Raw genomic sequence first — 15,853 nt, forward strand, 5'->3', positions numbered from 1 at the left:
CCATCATGCTGTGACAGTATTTTTCACAAGCGGAGAACCTACCATGGCACAGCATTTTGACTACATCGCCATCGGCGGCGGCAGTGGCGGTATCGCCTCGGCCAACCGGGCGGCCATGTATGGCAAGAAAGTCGCCCTGATTGAAGCCAAGGCATTGGGCGGCACCTGCGTCAACGTGGGTTGCGTTCCCAAGAAGGCCATGTGGTATGCCGGCCAGATCGCCGATGCCCTGAGATACGGTGCCGACTACGGTTTCGACACCACGCTCAATCACTTCAGCTGGGCCAAGCTGGTGGAATCCCGCCAGGCCTATATCAGCCGCATTCATCAGTCCTACGAGAACGTGCTCGGCAAGAACCAGATCACCGTCATCCGGGGCTTCGCCCGTTTCGTCGACAGCCACACCGTCGAGGTCGACGGTGAGCACTACAGCGCCGACCACATACTGATCGCCACCGGCGGTCACCCCGAAGTACCGACCATTCCCGGCGCCGAGCTTGGGATCGACTCCGACGGCTTCTTCGCCTTGCAGGAGCAACCGAAGCGGGTCGCCGTGGTGGGGGCAGGTTACATCGCCGTCGAGATCGCCGGCGTGATGCAGGCGCTCGGCTCCGAGACCCACCTGGTGGTGCGCAAGCAGGGTCCGCTGCGCAGTTTCGATCCCATGATCCAGGAGACCCTGGTGGAGATCATGGCGCAGGAAGGCCCCAAGCTGCATACCCATGCCGTGCCCAAGGCAGTGATCAAGAACGCAGACGACAGCCTGACCCTGCAGCTGGAAGATGGCCGCCACCTCACTGTCGACTGCCTGATCTGGGCCATCGGCCGTGCCCCGGCCACCGACCAACTAAACCTGGCGGCGACCGGCATCGAGCTGGATGACAAGGGCTATATCCCGACCGACAAGTTCCAGAACACTCATATCGACAACCTCTATGCGGTGGGTGACAACACCGGCCGCATCCAGCTCACCCCGGTCGCCGTCGCCGCCGGTCGGCGCCTGTCAGAGCGGCTGTTCAACAACAAGCCAAACGAGCACCTCAACTACGATTTGGTGCCGACCGTGGTGTTCAGTCATCCCCCCATCGGTACCATAGGCCTGACCGAGCCGGAGGCTATTGCCGAGTATGGCGAGAGTCAGGTGAAGGTCTATCGCAGCCAGTTCACCGCCATGTATTCGGCACTGACCCAGCACCGCCAGCCCACCCGCATGAAGCTGGTCTGCGTCGGACCCGAGGAGAAGGTGGTCGGCCTGCACGGCATCGGCTTCGCCATGGACGAGATACTGCAAGGGTTCGGCGTGGCCATGAAGATGGGCGCCACCAAGGCGGATTTCGATAACTGCGTCGCCATTCATCCGACCAGCGCGGAAGAGTTTGTCACCATGCGCTGAGGCCGGGTGACAAGGAATAAGGTATGGCGCTGTCAACTCGACAACGGCGTTGCTATTCCAACCCGACCAGCGCCGAAGAGTTTGTCACCATGCGTTGGGGCCGGGCGACAAGGAATAAGGTATGGCGCTGCCAACTCGACAACGACGTTGCTATTCCCAGCCGACCAGTACGGAAGAGCTTGTCATCATGCGCTAAAGACACAGACGGGAAGACCGAGCCTTGCTTCGACAGCGGCATTCTCCTTCCACCAGCGCGGACGAGATGTCGCCTATAGCTTGAGATACTCAGCGCCTCTTGAAAGACCCGGCTCAGGCCGGGTTTTTCCATTTCATCCCCTCCATTTCTTTGCTTTTTACGCCGGACAAAGGGTGCTTTATGGCGCCTTTACGCCGGTTTTACATACCCTTGTGCTGTCAATTACACCAAGGGAATTTATATGAATTGGCTCTATCTGCTGCTGGTCCTCGCCCTGCTGGGCTATCTGATGCGTGCATTGACACGCAGTCACGCAACTGGGAAGGCAAGGAGAGCCGCTGCGGCCTTGTGCTATCCAGCATCAGGGAGGTCGCGACTACCCCGCCTCCAACGGCTCGGTCAATGCCATGTACGACAGCTTCACCCCGCTCGGTGGCATGGTCGGCATGATCAACATGTTGCTCGGCGAGGTCATCTTCGGTGGCGTGGGCTCCGGTATCTACGGCATGATGCTGTTCGTGCTGCTGACCGTGTTCCTGTGCGGCTTGATGGTGGGGTGCACCCCGACTTATCTCGGCAAGCGCCTCGGCACCACCGAGATGAAGTGGGTCGTCGCCAGCATGCTGGTGATGCCGGTCGGGGTATTGGTGATCGGCGGGATCACCCTGCTGATGCCCACCGCCAGCACGGTGATTGGTCACGATGGTCCCCACGGCCAGTCCCGACTGATCTATGCCTACGCCTCGGCCGCCGGGGACAGCAGGCAGTGCATCGCCATAGGCTTGGCCATGCTGCTCGGCCGCTTCGGCTACATCATCCCGGTGCTGGCCATCGCCGGTCAGCCTCCCGCGCCCAGCGCCAGGAGACGGGAGAAGGCGACTTCCCGATCCCTGGCCCGCTGTTCGTGACCCTGCTGATAGGCGGCCTCTCCTTCCTGCCGGTACTGGCACTGGGCCCTGTGGCCGAGCATCTGAGCCTGATACAGGGAACAATCCAATGAGCAAGTCCACCTCCATGAATGTCGACACCGCACCGGTGAAGAGCAAGAAGCAGCGCTCGCAGCTCATGCAAGCCATGGTGCAAGCCCTTTATCGCTTCAATCCCAGGGCGCTGTTTGGCAGTCCCATACTGTTCACCCTCTGGCTGGCTGCCCTGATAGAGACCGAGTCCGGCATCGGCTATCGCTTCATCGGCAGCTGACGTTTCACGTGGAACACCGTCCGCTGCACAGTACGGCCAGCAGGCCGCAACCGATGAGCAACCATCCCAGATCCTGCAGGGCAGCAGCCATCGCCAGCCCCAGGCTGAGCAGCAGATAGTAGGCCAGTCCGAACAGAGCACCGGCGCTGCCCGCCACCTCGCGATAGGCCAACAGTGCCTGACTCAGCACATTGGGAATGGCGAGGCCAAAGGCCACCACGGCTCCCATCATGGGCAGCAGAAACCAGAGCGATGCCTGACTCATCCATACCGCAATGCCAGAGCCCAGTGCCAGAGACACCGCCAACCGAGTTAGCGATCCTGGCGACCACCCCTTGCCCAGCAACCGCTTGTTCAGCAAGCTGCCAATCAGCGTCGCCAGTGCCAGCACCAGACCAGAGCAACCAAAGTCGCTGGCCGTCAGCCCCAGTCCGGCAAAGATGAACGGCGCCAGGCTGTAGTAGCCGAACAGCATGGTGTTGAACAGGGCCACCAGCAGGGCGCTGCGCCAGAGCCCGGTATCCCGCGCCATCCGGCACGCCAGCGGCCACAGCGCGACCCTGCTGGTACTCGCCGGACGCGTCTCCGACAGCCGCCAGCTGGCGATCAGCAACAGCCCCAGGGCTAGCACCAGTAAACCGCCAAACACGCCGAGGTAACCAAATTGCTCGACCAGCAGACCGCCGCTCATCAAGCCGAGCACCGGACTGAGAGACAGTGCCACTCCCATCACCGAGAAGACCCGTGCCAGCTCCCTGCCCTGGTAGCTGTCACGCAGCATGGTCTGGGTAACCACGGAGCCCACGGCGGCGCCAAAGGCCGAGATGATCCTGGCCAGCAGCAGGGTCTCGAACTGCTGAGCCAGCAAGGCCAGCAGGGTGCCAAACCCGTAAGTCAGCAAACCGGCCAGCATGGCCGGGCGCCGTCCGACGAGATCGCACAGCCGCCCCCAGCAGACCACCCCCACCGCGAATGCCAGAAAATAGACCGACAGAGTCTGGGATGCCTGAGCGTCACTCACCCGAAACTGGCTGGCGATATGAGTCAGTACCGGGCTATAGATGGTCTCCACTATCTGGGGAAACATCATCAACCCGACTACCAGCCAGAGCGGCGGCGACTTGTTGTTCATGGCACACCTCCTTAACGAGAGGCTGCCAGTCTAGTGAGAAACCAAATGTCTGATTACAATATGCAGGACTATAAACATCAAAAATCGGACAGATGGCCTTTATTCTTCCCGATCACCCTTTCGATCCCGACCAGCTGGCTGGTGAGGTGCTGGGCATCGCCTCCGATCTCGGCTGGCACGACTCAGGCCTGCACCGGCATGACCGTCATCAGCTGCTGTTCGCCCAGGCGGGTTGCATGAGCATCGAGCTGGAGAACCAGCTCTGCCTGTTGCCACCGAGTCGGGCGGCCTGGCTACCGGCGGGCACGCCCCATCGGGTACTGATGCGTGGGGTGGTCGCCTACCGCTCCCTCTACTTCACGCCACAGCCTGAGCTGCCTGACGGCATGCAGGTGATCGCGGTCAATCCCCTGCTGCGGGAAGTCATCGAGCGGATGGCATTCTGGCCATGGGACAAGCCGGAGCAGGAGCAGAGCCGGACACTGGCACTGTTTGTGGAGGAACTGGTACAGGCACCGCAGGAATCCTGGCAACTCCCCTTGCCCGCCGATCCGCGACTGGCAAGCTGGCTGCAGGAGGTGAAACAAAACGGCACCCTGCCCGTTCGGCTCAACCGGCTGGCCGAGCGGGTGGGTGCCAGTGACAAGACCATTGGCCGTATCTTTATGCGAGACACCGGCATGAGCTACCAGGCCTGGCGTCAGCAGTGGCGATTGTTGCGCGCCCTTGAGCTGTTGGCCGAAGCGGCGCCTCTCAGCCAGGTGGCGGGGCAGCTGGAGTTCTCCAGCGACAGCGCCTTCATCAGCTTCTTCAAGCAGCATTCGGGGCAAACGCCATTACGCTATCTCAACTCTCGGGGTGGCTAGCGTTTGCCAAGCTGACCTCCACCATCTGCGTGTCCAGCGCCAGTGGCTTGAGGTTATCCAGCGCACCCAGTACCACGGCATGGGAAGCTGCCTGTTGCTGAGCCACTAATTCCTGCTCCAGTTGGCGGGTATCCAGCTCGGGTCTGGGGTGCTCATTGGCCATGGTATTCAGACTCAAAGTGCTCAGCATCAGGGCGGTGATCAGGGTTTTCATCTGGCATTCTCCGGTAGGGTTGAAATGACCAGAGAGTTATTCCAATACTCGTGCCAAATTTGTAACGTCATGATTTTGTTTAATTTAGTGTTTTTATGATGCGCAGCCGGATGCATAAGCCACTTTACATGGTTGTTTTTAAACCAATTGTTGGTTGTTTTTACCACACCCTGTTTTCGTCTACCGTTCCACGTGAAACGTCCGGTTTTTTTGATCGACACCCGCTTTTAAACTGAGCTATGGTGCTACATCCCCGTTACTCAATCTGGATCTGCCACCGAATGGAATTTTCCTTGTTCGGCGAGAAATTCACTCGCCACGCCGGCATTACACAACTCATGGATGACCTAAATCAGGGGCTGCTCAATCCAAACGCCATCATGCTGGGGGGCGGCAACCCGGCCCCCATTCCCGCCATGCTGGAACGCTTCCAAACCGAGGCGCAGAACCTGCTTAATAACGGTGAACTGGTCAAAGCCATGGCCAACTACGACGGCCCGCAAGGCAAGGACAGGTTCACCAAGGCACTGGCCGCCCTGCTCAGCAAGGAGCTCGGCTGGGAGATCACCGCCAAGAATATCGCCCTGACCAACGGCAGCCAAAACGCCTTCTTCTATCTGTTCAATCTGCTGGCCGGCGAGTTCGCCGATGGCCGCAAGAAGAAGGTGCTCTTCCCCCTGGCCCCCGAATATATCGGCTATGCCGACTCGGCCCTGGCCGAGGATCACTTCGTCGCCTACAAGCCCACCATCGAGAAGTTGGCCGATGGTCAGTTCAAATACCACGTGGACTTCGAGAGCCTGCAGGTGGGCGATGACATCGGAGTGATCTGTGTCTCCCGCCCGACCAACCCGACCGGCAACGTGCTGACCGACGACGAGATCGAGCACCTGGATCAGATCGCGCGCGACAAGGGGATTCCGCTGCTGATCGACAACGCCTACGGGGTGCCCTTTCCCGGCATCATCTTCAGCGAAGCCAAGCCGTTCTGGAATGCCAACACCATCCTCTGCATGAGCCTCTCCAAGCTGGGGTTGCCGGGTACCCGTTGTGGCATCGTCATCGCCGACGAGAAGATCATCCAGGCCATTACCAACCTGAGCGGCATCATCAATCTGGCACCGGGCAGCCTGGGACCCGCCATCACCATCCCGATGATCGAGAGTGGCGAGATCATCGCCCTGAGCGAACAGGTGGTGAAGCCTTTCTACCAGCAGAAGGCCGAGCTGGCGGTGAAGTTATTGCGCGAGGCGATCCCGGATCCCCGCTTCCATATCCACAAACCGGAAGGCGCCCTCTTCCTCTGGCTCTGGTTCGAAGACTTGCCAGTCCACAGCCAGATACTCTATGAGCGATTGAAGGAGAAGAACCTGCTGATCGTGCCGGGCCACTACTTCTTCCCCGGCATCGACGATCCCGAGTGGCGCCACAGCCAGGAGTGCATCCGCCTCAACTACTCCCAGAGCGAGGAGCTGGTGCGCCGGGGTGTCGCCATCCTGGCCGAGGAGATCAACCGCCTCTACGCCGGCAGCTGAAGCCCGGCGCCCGAAAATGAAAAAGGCCTGCAATCGCAGGCCTTTTCTGTCTCCGGGTTTAGCTCGGCAGCGCCAGCTGCTCGGCCTGACCGATAGGGATGGCACGGGGCTTGAGCGCCTCCGGCAGTTCGCGGGCCAGATCGATGACCAGCAGACCGTGCTCCAGTTTGGCACCTCGCACCTCGACGTGCTGGCTCAGCTTGAAGGCGAGCTCAAAGTCACGTTCGGCGATGCCCTGATGGAGGAATCGACGCTCCCCGGCGGCGGGTGCCTTGCGGCCCTTCACCTTGAGGGTACCGTTCTCGGTCTCCAGCTCCAGCTCTTCACGCTCGAAGCCCGCCACCGCCAGGGTGATGCGGTAGCCGTCTTGCTCCCGCTTTTCGATGTTGTAAGGGGGATAGGCGGCTGTCTTGTGTTCAAACAGGCCTTCCAGCTCACGGGCCATCCGCTCGAAGCCGACGGCATTGGAAGAGAGATGAGAAAAATCGAGGTTACGCATAATCCTATCCTTTTATTAAGCAACAGGTTTCAATCTCCACAGGCCCCTCACAAGGCACCCGGGAAACAAGATATGACATTGGTCAGAGTGGCAATTAGCCGCTGATCTCGATCTTGCGCGGCTTCATCGCCTCGGGCACTTCACGCGCCAGTTCGATGTGCAACAGACCGTTTTTCAGATCGGCACCCTTCACCCGCACATAATCAGCCAGCTGGAAGCGACGCTCGAAGCCTCGCTCGGCGATGCCTTGATAGAGATAGTTGCGATCGGTATCGGCCTGCTTGCTGCCCTTCACCGTCAGCAGGTTTTCCTGGAAGCTCAGCTCCAGCTCCTCCTGGGTAAAGCCCGCCACTGCCATGCTGATGCGATAATCGTTGTCGCCCAGTTGCTCGATGTTGTAGGGGGGATAACCGGCATTGCCATTGCTGGCCGCAGATTCGATGAGATTGGCCAGACGATCGAAACCGATGGCAGAACGATAGAGCGGAGAGAAGTCGATAGAACGCATAGTATTATCCTCTTGTGAGCGATAACCAATTGTTTGCCCTCCATTTGGACGGGCGCCTGGTCGAAACCTCTATTGAGCGTTCCGGCCTTGTTACCTATATAGGGGTCAGCTTTTTGCTTTCAAGGGAAAAATTGAAAAATTTTTTGCGACCACCCGGACCCTATGACGAAGCGAATATGGTGACGACGTCCCGCAATAACAAGAGTCGCCGGCCTCTGTTCCAGCCGGCCCAAGGCCAGAAGCCCCGAGGAGTTTCCCCATGTCCCGTTCCGAACGCCTGCTTGCCCTGCTCGCCTATGTCTCTACTGCCTGACAGCGGAGCTGGGGTAATTCGGTTTCATGTTTCACGTGGAACATCGAAAACAAAAAAGCCGGTCACAAGGACCGGCTTTTTTATTGCTAGCTGACTGCGTCGATTAGACGTCGAGGTTCGCTACCCGCAGGGCGTTGGTTTCGATGAAGTCACGACGCGGCTCGACCGCATCACCCATCAGGGTGGAGAACAGCTGGTCGGCACCGACAGCGTCGTCGATGGTGACGCGCAGCATGCGGCGCGCTTCCGGATCCATGGTGGTCTCCCACAGCTGGTCCGGGTTCATCTCGCCCAGCCCTTTATAACGCTGGATGTAGATGCCGCGCTTGCCTTCGCTCATCAGCCAGTCTACGGCTTCCACGAAGTTGGCGACCGGCTTGACCTTCTCGCCGCGCTTGATGAAACCACCATCCTCGATCAGGTTCGCGATCTCCTTGCCCAGAGAAACCAGCTGACGGTACTCGCCAGACTGCAGGAAGTCGTAGCTGATCGCGTATTCACGATCGACACCGTGATGACGCACCACCGCGTGCGGCACGAACAGGCGCCGCTCCTCGTCACGGCGTACCTGCATCTGGTACTGGATGCCCTGGTTGCTCTCGTTGAGCACGGCCTCCATGGCCTGGCACCAGGCCAGCAGATCGCTCTCGCTGGCCAGCAGGGCTTCGGTCAGCTCAGGCTGATAGATCAGCTGGGTCAACACGGCCTCGGGGGCACGGCGGGACATGCGGCTGATCAGATGGGAGACGGCGCGATGCTGATTGACCAGACGCTCCAGCGCCTCGCCACCGATGGCCGGGGCAGACTCGTTGACGTGCAGGGTCGCACCATCCAGTGCCATGGCGGTCTGGTACTGCAGCAGCGCATCTTCATCTTTCAGATACTGCTCCTGCTTGCCCTTCTTGACCTTGTACAGCGGCGGCTGAGCGATGAAGACGTAGCCACGCTCGATGATTTCCGGCATCTGACGATAGAAGAAGGTCAGCAGCAGGGTCCGGATGTGAGCACCATCGACGTCCGCATCGGTCATGATGATGATGTTGTGGTAACGCAGCTTGTCCGGGTTGTACTCGTCACGACCGATGCCACAGCCCAGGGCGGTGATCAGGGTGCCCACCTCTTGCGAGGAGATCATCTTGTCGAAACGGGCCTTCTCCACGTTCAGGATCTTGCCCTTGAGCGGCAGTATGGCCTGGTTCTTGCGGTTGCGACCCTGCTTGGCGGAGCCGCCAGCAGAGTCCCCTTCCACTATGTAGAGTTCGGACAGGGCCGGGTCTTTCTCCTGGCAATCTGCCAGCTTGCCGGGCAAGCCTGCGATATCCAGCGCGCCCTTGCGACGAGTCAACTCACGCGCCTTGCGGGCCGCCTCACGGGCACGGGCCGCATCGATGATCTTGTTGACCACGATCTTGGCATCGCTCGGGTTTTCCAGCAGGAAGTCCGCCAGCTTCTCACCCATCGCCTGTTCGACGGCGGTCTTCACCTCGGACGAGACCAGCTTGTCCTTGGTCTGGGAGGAGAATTTGGGATCCGGTACCTTGACGGAGATGACCGCAATCAGACCTTCACGCACGTCGTCGCCACTGGCGGCCGACTTGGCCTTCTTGCTGTAGTCCTCTTTATCCATATAGGTGTTGAGGGTGCGGGTCAGCGCGGTACGGAAGCCTACCAGGTGGGTGCCGCCATCCCGCTGCGGGATGTTGTTGGTGAAGCAGTACACCCCTTCCTGATAGGCATCGTTCCACTGCATGGCGACTTCGACGCCGATACCATCCTGCTCGGTGCTGAAATGGAACACCTTCGGGTGGATCGGGGTCTTGTTCTGGTTCAGGTATTCGACGAAGGCCTTGATGCCACCTTCATAGCAGAAATGTGCCTCACGGCCGTCGCGCTCATCAGAGAGATAGATGGAGACACCGGAGTTGAGGAAGGAGAGCTCGCGCAGGCGCTTTGCCAGGATCTCGTAGTGATACAGGGTATCGCTGAAGATGGTCGGGCTCGGCCAGAAGCGCACCTCGGTGCCAGTGCCAGTGGTACTGTCACCGATCTGCTTGAGCGGTGCCTGCGGCTCACCCAGACGATAGGTCTGCTCGTAGACGTGCCCATTGCGGCGAATGGTCAGCAGCAGTTTGTCAGAGAGGGCGTTCACCACGGAGACACCCACGCCGTGCAAGCCACCGGACACCTTGTAGGAGTTGTCATCAAACTTGCCGCCCGCATGCAGCACGGTCATGATGACCTCGGCCGCAGAACGACCTTCCTCTTCGTGCATGTCGACCGGGATGCCGCGGCCGTTATCGCGTACCGAGACGGAACCGTCCGAATGGATCTTGACCTGGATCTCGGAGCAGTAGCCAGCCAGAGCCTCATCAATGGAGTTATCGACGACTTCGAACACCATGTGGTGCAGACCCGAGCCATCGTCCGTATCGCCGATATACATCCCCGGGCGCTTGCGGACCGCATCCAGGCCCTTCAGCACCTTGATATTCGAGGAGTCGTAAGTATTTTCACTCATAGCTTACTCTCTGCCTTCTCTAACGTTTCGGAGATCTTGCCTTGTTCCACGTGGAACAGCTTGCAGTCACTCGCATCCATCATGTCTGCGAGCTGACCGGTATCGATGGCGGTGATAAACACCTGAGACGCACACTGCTTGAGCCTTGCAGCCAGCAGTCGGCGCTTGTCGACATCCAGTTCAGAGGCAAAATCATCAATTAAAAAAATACAGCCACGGCTGCTATGTTGATTCAAATAGAGCCCTTGGGCCAGTCGCATGGCGCAGACCAGCAACTTCAGCTGACCCCTGGACAAAATATCCTGAGCGGGTACACCGTTCGCCTTGAGCCGCACATCGGCCTTCTGCGGGCCTACTCCTGTGTAGCCCAGCGAGCGATCCCGCTCGAACCCAGCCTCCAGCAAGTCGCCGAGGGGGCGGTCTTTCTCCCAGCCCCGGTAGAAACCGAGGCTGATATCGAATTCCGGCAAAAAATCCGCCGTCATTTCCTTGATCAGGGGCGTAATGGCCTGACAATAACTGGCGCGAAACTCTGCCAGTTCCCCCCCTAACCGCACCAACTCCTGATCCCAGAACGCTAACTGGCGATACTGACTGCTCTGACGCAGCAGGGCATTACGTTGTTTCAGCAACCGCCGCACTCGTCCCCACAGGGAGAAAAAGGTCGGCTCCTGATGAAAAACACCCCAATCCAGCCAGGCCCGACGGGCCTGGGGCCCGCCGGTCAGCAGGTTGAAACCATCGGGATGGATCAACTGCACCGGCAGCAGCTCGGCCAGCTCGGCCAATCGCTGGGCCTGGGCGCCGGCGATCTTGAGCTGGGTCTCTCCACTCTTGTCCTTGGCGAGCCCGATGGGCACCTGGCGCCCCTCCAGCTCGCACTGGGCAAACAGGGTGAAGGCCCGCTCCCCCTGGCGGATGACCCGCCCGGTCAGGTGAGTGCGGAAAGAACGACCGAGACCGAGGTAGTGAATGGCTTCCAGCACGCTGGTCTTGCCGCTGCCGTTGCACCCGACCAGGATGTTGAGGCCGGGTGACAGCTTGAGACTGGCCTGCTGGATATTGCGAAAGTCGCTGAGCTGGAGCTTGACCAGGGACACGACTAGATCCGCATCGGCATCACCACGTACTGAGCATCTTGGCTGTCAAAATCCTCAATAATGGCACTGCTGATGGAATCGCTCAGGCTGATCCGGATCTGGTCACATTTTAACGTATTCAACACGTCCAGCACATAGGAGACGTTGAAGCCGATCTCCATCTCGCCAGCCTCGTATTGTACGTCAAGCAACTCTTCCGCTTCTTCCTGTTCCGGATTGTTGGCGGTGATGCGCAGCAAGTGTTGCTGCAAATTGAGACGCACCCCACGGAATTTTTCGTTGGAGAGGATGGCTGCACGGGCGAAGGCCTGGCGCAGATCCTCGCGACCGGCGATCAGGGCCTTGTCGCTGCCCCGCGGGATGACGCGGCGCCAGTCAGGGAAGCGGCCATCCACCAGCTTGGAGGTGAAGATGAAACCGTCGAGGGCGGCGCGCAGGTTGCTGCGACCGATCTGCAGCCGTACCGGCTTGTCCTCCGCCTCCAGCAAACGCACCAGCTCCAGCACCCCTTTGCGAGGCAGGATAACCTGATGATCGGGCAACGATTCCTGCACCACCTCGCGGCGGCAGGTGGCCAGGCGGTGACCGTCGGTCGCGACCGTGCGCAGGCCGTGACCCTCGCTCTCGAACAGCATGCCGTTCAGGTAGTAGCGCACGTCCTGGCTGGCCATGGAGAACTGGGTCGCATCGATCAGCTTCTTCAGCTCCAGCTGGCTGATGTCGAACTCGAGCACGGATTCCCAGTCCTCGATATTCGGATACTCGGTCGCCGGCAGGGTCGACAGATTGAAGCGGGAACGACCAGAGCGGATGATCAACCGTTCGCCTTCGGTACTGAGGCGAATGTCCGCCCCTTCCGGCAGGCCACGGCAGATGTCCAGCAACTTGCGGGCCGGCACTGTGGTGCGGCCATCCTGGCTGTCGCTGTTGAGATAGACCAAACCTCTCATCTCCACTTCGAGGTCGGTACCGGTCAGGGATAACAGACCGTTGCTGACATCGAGCAGGACGTTGCCGAGGATCGGCAGGGTCGGTCGGCCACCGAGGGCACCGGACACCAGTTGCAGAGGACGTAACAGGGCCTCACGGCTAATTTCGAGCTGCATCTGTGCTCTCCGTTGTGATTAGGAGGAAAAAATTCGGATCAGGTTGGAATATTCAAGCTGCATCTGTGCACTCCGTTCCATTATCAGGACGAAAGGGTACGGATCAGGTTGGAATAGTCCTCCTTGATGTCGTGACTCTCCTCCTTCAGCTGCTCGATCTTGCGGCAGGCATGAAGAACGGTTGTGTGGTCACGGCCACCAAAGGCATCCCCGATTTCCGGCAAACTGTGGTTGGTCAGCTCCTTGGCCAGTGCCATCGCCAGCTGGCGTGGACGGGCTACCGAGCGTGAACGGCGTTTGGACAGCAGGTCCGCCAGCTTGATCTTGTAGTACTCCGCCACCGTCTTCTGGATGTTGTCGATGGTGACCAGTTTTTCCTGCAAGGCCAGCAAGTCGCGCAGCGCTTCACGCACGAAATCGATGTTGATGGCACGACCGGTGAAGTTGGCGTTGGCGATGACCCGGTTGAGGGCCCCCTCCAGCTCACGGACGTTGGATCTCAGGCGCTTGGCGATGAAGAAGGCGACTTCGTCCGGCAGGTGGATCTGGTTTTCGTCCGCCTTGCGCATCAGGATCGCGACTCGGGTCTCCAGCTCTGGCGGTTCGATCGCCACCGTCAGGCCCCAGCCGAAGCGGGACTTGAGGCGATCCTCCACCCCGTTGATCTCCTTCGGATAACGATCCGAGGTCAGGATGATCTGCTGGTTACCTTCGAGCAAGGCGTTGAAGGTATGGAAGAACTCCTCCTGGGAGCGCTCCTTGTTGGCGAAGAACTGGATGTCATCGATGAGCAGGGCATCGACGCTACGGTAATAACGCTTGAACTCTTCAATGGCGTTATTCTGCAGCGCCTTCACCATGTCCTGAACGAAACGCTCGGAGTGCATGTAGATGACTTTGGCGTCTTTCTTGCGTTCCTTGATGGCATTGCCAACGGCGTGCAGCAGGTGGGTCTTGCCCAGACCGGTACCACCATAGAGGAACAGCGGATTATAAGCGCCACCCGGATTGTCGGCGACCTGACGGGCCGCCGCACGGGCCAACTGGTTGGACTTACCTTCGACGAAATTCTCGAAGGTATAGTTCACGTTGGTGTTGCTCTTGTGGTTCGGCTCGGGCTTGGTTTCCGCCTTGCTTTCCCAGCTCTTCTGCAAGTTATTCACAGGCGCAGCCCCCCGCGTCGGCGCTCTGGCGACCGCGACGGGATGGGGACGATTACCTATGTCAAAACGCAGGGTGGGACCATCGACGCCACAGAGTTCATTGATGATGCCGTTGACCCGGAGCAGGTACTTGTCGCGTACCCAATCCAGAACGAAGCGATTAGGTGCATACAGGGTCAGAGTATTGTCACTCAACTCCGCTTGAAGCGGCCGGATCCACATGCTGAATTCTGCCGAGGGCAACTCATCTTGCAGCCGGTTTAGGCACTGCTGCCATAGCGAAGCAGTCACTCTAGACTCCCGTCAATTGATTAACTAAAGACCGGCTATTCTACGTTTTTAGCGGCTGGATCTCCAGTTGCCGCCACGGGGATCCAGCAAATAAGATCCTTGACTTTCAAGGATCCAGCGCCCCAGGATCTGATTTCATCCCCAAAGTTACCCACAGCTACCAGCTGGGGTGTGGACAGAATGATTCGGTGCTGCTGCGGTTATTTTATATAACCAAATATCATTTATTCTTTATATTTTATTCCAATAACATCAGCGCCAACCCGTGATTACAACTAAAAATACAAGACAATATAGAGAGAGAGGAATCCCATGACATCCACCATCAAGCTGATCTCCGGCGCCGCCATTCTGCTGGCCGCCCTGTCAGGCCAAGCCATCGCCCAGGAAACCATCAAGGTCGGCATGTCCGGCAAATATTTCCCGTTCACCTTCGTCAAGCAGGACAAGCTGCAGGGCTTCGAGGTGGACATGTGGAACCAGATCGGTGAGCGTGCCGGCTACAAGGTCGAATTCGTCACCGCCAGCTTCTCCGGTCTGTTCGGCATGCTGGAAACCGGTCGCGTCGATACCATCTCCAACCAGATCACCATCACCGACGAGCGCAAGGCCAAGTACGCCTTCTCCCAGCCCTATGTCTATGACGGCGCCCAGATAGTAGTACGCAAGGGTAACGACAGCATCCAGGGTCTCAAGGATCTGGAAGGCAAGACCGTCGCGGTGAACCTCGGCTCCAACTTCGAAGAGCTGCTGCGCAAGAACGATCCGAACAAGAAGATCGACATCCGTACCTATGATTCCAGCTTCGAGCAGGACGTCGCCCTGGGTCGCATCGATGCCTTCGTGATGGACCGCGTCTCCACCGCCCAGCTGATCAAGGAATCCAAGCTGCCGCTGCAACAGGCCGGCAAGCCATTCGAGACTATCGAAAACGCCCTGCCCTTCCTGAAAACCCCGGAAAAGCAGGCCGTGCTGAAGAAAGTTGACGATGCCCTGACCGCCATGCGCAAAGACGGCTCCCTGACCAAGATCTCGGAAAAATGGTTCGCAGCGGACATCACCAGCAAATAAATGATGCATTTCGATCTCGAGTACACGCTCGGGCTGTTCCCCATCCTGCTCAAATATCTGGGCACCACGATGGAAATGGCCCTGTGGGGATTCGTATTGGCACTCGTGCTGTCGCTGGCCCTGGCGATAGTACGGGTGTTTCGCGTTCCCGCGATTCACTGGCTGGCGATGCTCTATATCTCGTTCTTTCGGGGTACCCCTCTGCTCGTCCAGCTGTTCCTGCTCTACTACGGCCTGCCACAACTCTTCCCCATCTTCGTGGGGATGGATGCCTTCACCGCCGCCATCATAGGCCTGACCCTGCACTTTGCCGCCTACATGGCCGAGTCGATCCGGGCCGCCATTCTGGGCATCCACAAGAGTCAGATGGAGGCAGCCCTCAGCATCGGCATGAGCCGCTACCAGGCGATGCAGCGGATCATTCTGCCGCAAGCGGCCCGCATCGCGACCCCGTCGCTGATGAACTACTTCATCGACATGATCAAGAGCACCTCGCTGGCCTTCACTCTCGGGGTGGCGGAGATCATGGGCAAGGCGCAGATGGAAGCGGCCTCCTCCTTCAAGTTCTTCGAGAGCTTCATGGCAGTGGCCCTGGTCTACTGGGTCGTGGTCATCTTCTTCACCCGCTTGCAGCATCTGCTGGAAGTTCGTCTCAACCGTGCTTACTAAGGGAGGACAAGATGATGAACAAGTTAATTATTCACTCACAGCTCCTGCTGGAAGCCCGGTTTAACTGCGCCGACTGAGG

Annotated in this window: 13 protein-coding genes and 2 pseudogenes; 7 read left to right on the forward strand and 8 right to left on the reverse strand. The window is 59.0% G+C overall.

The genetic code is table 11. The annotated features are described in order from the left end of the window. Positions 1–43 precede the first annotated feature (43 nt). The 3 genes and pseudogenes from gorA to ACZ9IL_RS17655 all read left to right on the forward strand — a co-directional run. On the forward strand, positions 44–1,393 hold the full coding sequence (gorA, locus tag ACZ9IL_RS17645) for a glutathione-disulfide reductase (protein ID WP_476004637.1): 1,350 nt from the start codon (positions 44–46) through the stop codon (positions 1,391–1,393). Between the two features lie 511 nt (positions 1,394–1,904). Further along, a pseudogene (locus ACZ9IL_RS17650) lies at positions 1,905–2,589 on the forward strand (potassium-transporting ATPase subunit KdpA); the annotation flags it as partial. After that, positions 2,586–2,783: pseudogene (locus ACZ9IL_RS17655) on the forward strand (hypothetical protein); the annotation flags it as partial. The pseudogenes ACZ9IL_RS17650 and ACZ9IL_RS17655, both read left to right, overlap by 4 nt. A gap of 10 nt (positions 2,784–2,793) precedes the next feature. Here ACZ9IL_RS17655 and ACZ9IL_RS17660 read toward each other — a convergent pair. Then, a complete protein-coding gene (locus tag ACZ9IL_RS17660) occupies positions 2,794–3,921 on the reverse strand; it encodes a multidrug effflux MFS transporter (protein ID WP_476004638.1) in 1,128 nt (375 codons plus the stop codon). A gap of 92 nt (positions 3,922–4,013) precedes the next feature. Here ACZ9IL_RS17660 and ACZ9IL_RS17665 point away from each other — a divergent pair, with 92 nt between their 5' ends. Beyond that, the gene (locus ACZ9IL_RS17665) at positions 4,014–4,787 is read left to right on the forward strand and encodes an AraC family transcriptional regulator (RefSeq protein WP_476004639.1); all 774 of its coding nucleotides are present in this window, start codon (positions 4,014–4,016) and stop codon (positions 4,785–4,787) included. Here the strand turns inward: ACZ9IL_RS17665 and ACZ9IL_RS17670 are convergent. Further along, positions 4,768–5,001 (reverse strand): hypothetical protein, encoded by a 234-nt coding sequence (locus ACZ9IL_RS17670; RefSeq protein ID WP_476004640.1) that lies wholly within the window; start codon positions 4,999–5,001, stop codon positions 4,768–4,770. The genes ACZ9IL_RS17665 and ACZ9IL_RS17670 overlap by 20 nt on opposite strands. A gap of 281 nt (positions 5,002–5,282) precedes the next feature. Between ACZ9IL_RS17670 and ACZ9IL_RS17675 the strand changes: the two genes are divergently transcribed. After that, positions 5,283–6,536, forward strand: a complete 1,254-nt coding sequence (locus ACZ9IL_RS17675) for a valine--pyruvate transaminase (RefSeq protein WP_476004641.1) — start codon at positions 5,283–5,285, stop codon at positions 6,534–6,536. Between the two features lie 58 nt (positions 6,537–6,594). Here the strand turns inward: ACZ9IL_RS17675 and ACZ9IL_RS17680 are convergent, their stop codons facing one another. From ACZ9IL_RS17680 to dnaA, 6 genes are all read right to left on the reverse strand, one after another. After that, on the reverse strand, positions 6,595–7,035 hold the full coding sequence (locus ACZ9IL_RS17680) for an Hsp20 family protein (protein ID WP_476004642.1): 441 nt from the start codon (positions 7,033–7,035) through the stop codon (positions 6,595–6,597). Between the two features lie 94 nt (positions 7,036–7,129). Then, complete coding sequence (locus tag ACZ9IL_RS17685) at positions 7,130–7,543, reverse strand: Hsp20 family protein (protein ID WP_476004643.1); 414 nt, start codon at positions 7,541–7,543, stop codon at positions 7,130–7,132. Between the two features lie 416 nt (positions 7,544–7,959). Next, on the reverse strand, positions 7,960–10,374 hold the full coding sequence (gyrB, locus tag ACZ9IL_RS17690) for a DNA topoisomerase (ATP-hydrolyzing) subunit B (protein ID WP_476004644.1): 2,415 nt from the start codon (positions 10,372–10,374) through the stop codon (positions 7,960–7,962). Further along, positions 10,371–11,474, reverse strand: coding sequence for a DNA replication/repair protein RecF (gene recF, locus ACZ9IL_RS17695; protein ID WP_476004645.1), 1,104 nt, complete (start codon positions 11,472–11,474; stop codon positions 10,371–10,373). The genes gyrB and recF overlap by 4 nt, the downstream gene beginning before the upstream one ends. A gap of 2 nt (positions 11,475–11,476) precedes the next feature. Further along, positions 11,477–12,580, reverse strand: coding sequence for a DNA polymerase III subunit beta (dnaN, locus tag ACZ9IL_RS17700; protein WP_476004646.1), 1,104 nt, complete (start codon positions 12,578–12,580; stop codon positions 11,477–11,479). Between the two features lie 83 nt (positions 12,581–12,663). Next, entirely contained in the window at positions 12,664–14,034 is a 1,371-nt protein-coding gene (gene dnaA, locus ACZ9IL_RS17705; protein WP_476004647.1) for a chromosomal replication initiator protein DnaA, read from the reverse strand. Between the two features lie 312 nt (positions 14,035–14,346). On the opposite strand from dnaA, the gene ACZ9IL_RS17710 reads away from it, so the two are divergent. Beyond that, entirely contained in the window at positions 14,347–15,105 is a 759-nt protein-coding gene (locus ACZ9IL_RS17710) for an amino acid ABC transporter substrate-binding protein (RefSeq protein ID WP_476004648.1), read from the forward strand. Beyond that, positions 15,106–15,774 (forward strand): amino acid ABC transporter permease, encoded by a 669-nt coding sequence (locus tag ACZ9IL_RS17715; RefSeq protein ID WP_476004649.1) that lies wholly within the window; start codon positions 15,106–15,108, stop codon positions 15,772–15,774. It abuts the gene before it with no gap. The last annotated feature ends 79 nt before the right edge of the window (positions 15,775–15,853 follow it).

It is taken from the genome of Aeromonas sp. TECH754 (assembly GCF_056279295.1).